This is a genomic window from Rhodosalinus sp. (genome assembly GCF_041685465.1).
Classification (GTDB): Bacteria; Pseudomonadota; Alphaproteobacteria; order Rhodobacterales; family Rhodobacteraceae; genus Rhodosalinus.
In genome coordinates, this window is the sequence record NZ_JAWLFS010000243.1 from 1 (window position 1) to 4237 (window position 4237).

Below are 4237 nucleotides of genomic sequence, written 5' to 3' on the forward strand. Positions count from 1 at the left end.
GCCGTCACCATACGCGCCGGCCGCGACCGGGCCCTCCTTGCAGGGGCCGGCGGATCAGGCGGGCGCCTTGGTGAGGCGGAGATAGGGCAGCTTGAAATTCACCTCGCCGAACTTCTCCTTGGCCTCCTCGTCGGAGACGGTGAGCGCCACGATCACGTCCTGACCGGGCACCCAGTTGGCGCCGGTGGCGATCGGTGCCTGGTAGGTCGCCTGCAGCGCGTCGAGCGCGCGCAGCACCTCGGCGAAGTTGCGGCCCACCGACATCGGGTAAGTCATGATGAGCTGCACCTTCTTGTCCGGCGAGATGATGTAGACCGACCGGACGGAAGCCGAATCCGCCGCCGTGCGCCCGTCGGGCAGGTAGGCATCGGCGGGCAGCATGTCGAACTGCTTGGACACCGCGAGGTCCACGTCGGCGATGATCGGAAAGCCCGCCGTGGTCTCGGCGACGGTCTCGATGTCGGACTTCCACTTCACGTGCTCCTCGGCCGCGTCCACCGAGAGCCCGATCACCTTCGTGCCGCGCTTCGCCCATTCCTCGGCGAGCTGCGCGACGGCGCCGAACTCGGTGGTGCAGACGGGGGTGAAGTCCTTCGGATGCGAGAACAGGATCGCCCAGCTGTCGCCGATCCAGTCGTGGAAGGTGATCTCGCCCTGGTCGGTCTGGGCGGTGAAATCGGGCACGATGTCGTTGATGCGCAGTCCCATGATGGTCCTCTCCTTTGCAGGCCGCGCCGAGGCGGCCCTATCATACATTCCAGATGCGCGATATGTCATCTGGCTCGGTCGGTCCAGCCCTTGCACCTCATATGGGCCGGTGACAGAGTGACGCAAACCCCGACCGGGCGGTCGGGAGAGCCTTGGCGGAAAGGATGCGGATACCATGATCGAGAAACGCCAGTTCTATGTCGACGGCGCCTGGACGGACCCGCAGCAGGGCACCGACTATCAGGTGATCGATCCCGCCACCGAGGACCCCTGCGCGACCATCTCCCTCGGCGGTCAGGCCGATACCGACGCCGCGGTGGCCGCGGCGCGGCGCGCCTTCCCCGGCTGGATGGCCACGCCGCCCGAGGAGCGCATCGCGCTTCTGGAAAAGCTTTGCCAGGTGTACAAGAGCCGCTGGGAGGATATGGCGCAGGCGATCAGCCTCGAGATGGGCGCGCCCATCGACCTCGCCCGCAAGGCGCAGACGGGCGCGGGCTACGGTCATCTCAAGGATTTCGTGCGCACCGGCAAGGCGTTCGACTTCGAGCGCCCGCTGGGCGATCACGCGCCGAACGACCGGATCATCTACGAGCCGATCGGCGTCGCGGCGATGATCACGCCGTGGAACTGGCCGATGAACCAGATCACGCTCAAGTTCGGCGCGGCCGTCGTGGCGGGCTGCACGATGGTCCTCAAGCCCTCCGAGGAAGCGCCGCTCAACGCCCTGCTCTTCGCGGAGATGGTGCATGAGGCGGGCTTCCCGCCGGGCGTGTTCAACCTCGTGAACGGCGACGGCGCGGGGGTGGGCACGCAGCTGTCCGGCCACGGCGACGTCGACATCGTGAGCTTCACCGGCTCCACCCGCGCGGGCATCCAGATCTCGAAGGCGGCGGCCGACACGCTGAAGAAGGTGCATCTCGAGCTCGGCGGCAAGGGCGCCAACCTGATCTTCGCGGACGCCGACGAGAAGGCCGTCAAGCGCGGCGTGCTCGACATGATGCAGAACACCGGGCAGAGCTGCAATGCGCCCTCGCGCATGATGGTGGAACGGTCGGTCTACGAGCAGACGGTCGAGGCCGCCGCCGAGATGGCGAACAGGATTCAGGTCGGCCCGCCCTCCGAGGACGGCCGCCACATCGGCCCGCTCATCAACGCGCGGCAGTTCGAGAAGGTGCAGGACCTCATCCAGGCCGGCATCGACGAGGGCGCGCGGCTCGTGGCCGGCGGACCCGGCCGGCCCGAGGGCATGAATCGCGGCTACTTCGCGCGCCCGACCGTCTTTGCCGACGTGGCGCCGGGCATGCGCATCGAGCGCGAGGAGATCTTCGGCCCGGTCCTCTCGATCATCCCCTTCGAGGACGAGGCCGACGCGGTACGGATCGCCAACGATACCGAGTACGGGCTGACCAACTTCGTTCAGACCGCCGATCCGGAGCGCGCCAACCGCCTGGCCCGGCAACTGCGCTCCGGCATGGTCGAGGTCAACGGTCACGGCGGTGGCGGCGGCCGTCCCTTCGGCGGCATGAAGCGCTCCGGCAGCGGCCGCGAGGGCGGCGTCTGGGGCGTCGAGGACTTCATGGAGGTCAAGGCCGTCTCGGGCTGGGACGCCGCCGACCCGGCCTGACGGACGGCTTCTTGCAGAAATGCACAGAACCGGCGCGCGCGCGCCGGTTCTCTCACCGGAGCGCAGGGCTTATCTCCAATTCAGAAAAGGAGATTCGCCATGCTCAAAGATCTCGACGGCCTGCACCATGTCACCTCGGTGGCCGGCCCCCCGCGGCCGGTGGACCGCTTCTGGCGCGAGGTCATGGGCCTGCGCCGGATCAAGACCACCGTCAACTTCGACGCGCCGGAGGTCTATCACCTCTACTTCGGGGACCGCGTCGGCACGCCGGGCTCCGTCATGACCCATTTCCCCTTCCCGACCGCGCCGCGCGGCACACCCGGCACCGGCGAGGCGGGCCACGTCGCCTTCTCGATCCCGCCCGGCGCCGCGGCGGACTGGGAGCGCCACCTCGCCGCGCAGGATGTGCCGGTGACGCGTGAAAACCTTTTCGGCGAGACGCGGCTGGCGCTGACCGGCCCCGACGGCGAGCGCCTCGTCCTGGTGGAGGCGGAGGACGCCCGCGCGCCCTGGACCGCGCTGCCCGAAGGCATGGCCATCCGCGGGCTGCACTCCGTCTCGCTGCGCGTGGCCGACCGGGAAGACATGCTGCCGCTCCTGCAGCTCATGGGCTATGCCGAAACCGGGCAGGAGGGCGCGGTCACCCGGCTCGTCGACGACACCGGAGGCCCCGCGCATATCGTCGAGATCGAGCATCGCCCGGACCTGCCCGCCGCGCGGCAGGGGGCCGGCTCGATCCATCACGTGGCCTTCCGCACGCGCGACGCCGCGAGCCAGGCCCGCATCCGCGCGGCACTGACCGAGGCCGGCCAGCGCGTCACCCAGGTCCGCGACCGGGACTATTTCCGCGCGATCTACTTCACCACGCCGGGCGGGATCCTCTTCGAGGTGGCGACCGACGATCCGGGCTTCACCCGTGACGAGCCGGTCGAGACGCTGGGAGAGCGGCTCTGCCTGCCCGACCAGCACGCGCACCTGCGCGCCCATCTGGAGGAGGCGCTCACGCCGCTGGACTGACACGGCCCGAGATTGACGCGATCCGGCGGGCTGCTAGGCTTCTTCGGGGGAGGGGTGCCGCCACATGCTTCGGAGCGCGGCTGTGGCGCGCATCTGACCCGCCGCCGGCACGCGGCACGCGCGCGCGTCACCCGCCGCGCCGCGTGCCCATCAACACTCAGGGAGACCCGACATGAGCGCCAAGGATCACCGCGACGATCAGCTCGGCCGCGCCCGCGTCAAGGACGACGATGCGCTGCGCGCCTATTACGAAGAGCTCGCGGCGCAGGAGACCGGCGCGCTCTGGACAGTGGCCAACGACATCGAGCCGTGGGAGCCGAGGCCGAAGTCCGCGCCGACGATCTGGCGCTCCGCGGACCTGCGGCCCAAGGTGCTCCAGTCGCTCGATCTGGTCCGGCCGGAGGACGCAGGCCGGCGCGTCGTCTTCCTGCGCAACCCGAAGCGGCAGGATGTCTCCGCCTGCTGCGGCTGGCTCTTCTCTGGCATCCAGGTCATGCGCCCGGGCGAGGCCGCGCCGGCCCACAACCACGCGGCCAGCGCGCTGCGCTTCATCATGGAGGGCGCGGGCGCCTACACGGTGGTCGACGGCCACCGCCTGACGCTGAACGCCAGGGATTTCGTCATCACGCCCAACGGCACCTGGCACGAGCACGGCGTCCTCGAGGAGGGCGAGACCTCGATGTGGCAGGACGGGCTCGACATCCCGCTGACCAACGCGCTCGAGGCCAATTTCTACGCCGTCCACCCCGACGACTGGCAGGACTCCAGCCTGCCCTTCGACGCGAGCCCCGCGACCTGGGGCACGCCGGGCCTCCTGCCGGTGAAGGAGCAATGGGGTGCCTTCCATTCGCCCCTGATGAAATACACCTGGGACAAGACCTACGAGGG

The 4237-nt window shown here is 69.5% G+C and carries 4 protein-coding genes; 3 read left to right on the top strand and 1 reads right to left on the bottom strand.

The features are described 5' to 3' along the window. Positions 1–54: 54 nt before the first annotated feature. Positions 55–708 (bottom strand): peroxiredoxin, encoded by a 654-nt coding sequence (locus ACESL7_RS13555; RefSeq protein ID WP_372893842.1) that lies wholly within the window; start codon positions 706–708, stop codon positions 55–57. Between the two features lie 175 nt (positions 709–883). On the opposite strand from ACESL7_RS13555, the gene ACESL7_RS13560 reads away from it, so the two are divergent. The 3 genes from ACESL7_RS13560 to ACESL7_RS13570 form a co-directional block, all read left to right on the top strand. Then, positions 884–2332, top strand: a complete 1449-nt coding sequence (locus tag ACESL7_RS13560; RefSeq protein ID WP_372893843.1) for an aldehyde dehydrogenase family protein — start codon at positions 884–886, stop codon at positions 2330–2332. 99 nt (positions 2333–2431) lie between these two features. Next, positions 2432–3349 (top strand): VOC family protein, encoded by a 918-nt coding sequence (locus ACESL7_RS13565; protein ID WP_372893844.1) that lies wholly within the window; start codon positions 2432–2434, stop codon positions 3347–3349. Between the two features lie 172 nt (positions 3350–3521). Then, on the top strand, positions 3522–4237 hold a 716-nt coding region (locus tag ACESL7_RS13570; RefSeq protein ID WP_372893845.1), incomplete at its 3' end, for a cupin domain-containing protein.

Excerpts from the sequence above, each read along its gene's own strand:
- ACESL7_RS13565 (WP_372893844.1), top strand. The coding sequence starts at position 2,432 with ATGCTCAAAGATCTCGACGGCCTGCACCATGTCACCTCGGTGGCCGGC.
- ACESL7_RS13555 (WP_372893842.1), bottom strand. The coding sequence starts at position 708 with ATGGGACTGCGCATCAACGACATCGTGCCCGATTTCACCGCCCAGACC.
- ACESL7_RS13560 (WP_372893843.1), top strand. The coding sequence starts at position 884 with ATGATCGAGAAACGCCAGTTCTATGTCGACGGCGCCTGGACGGACCCG.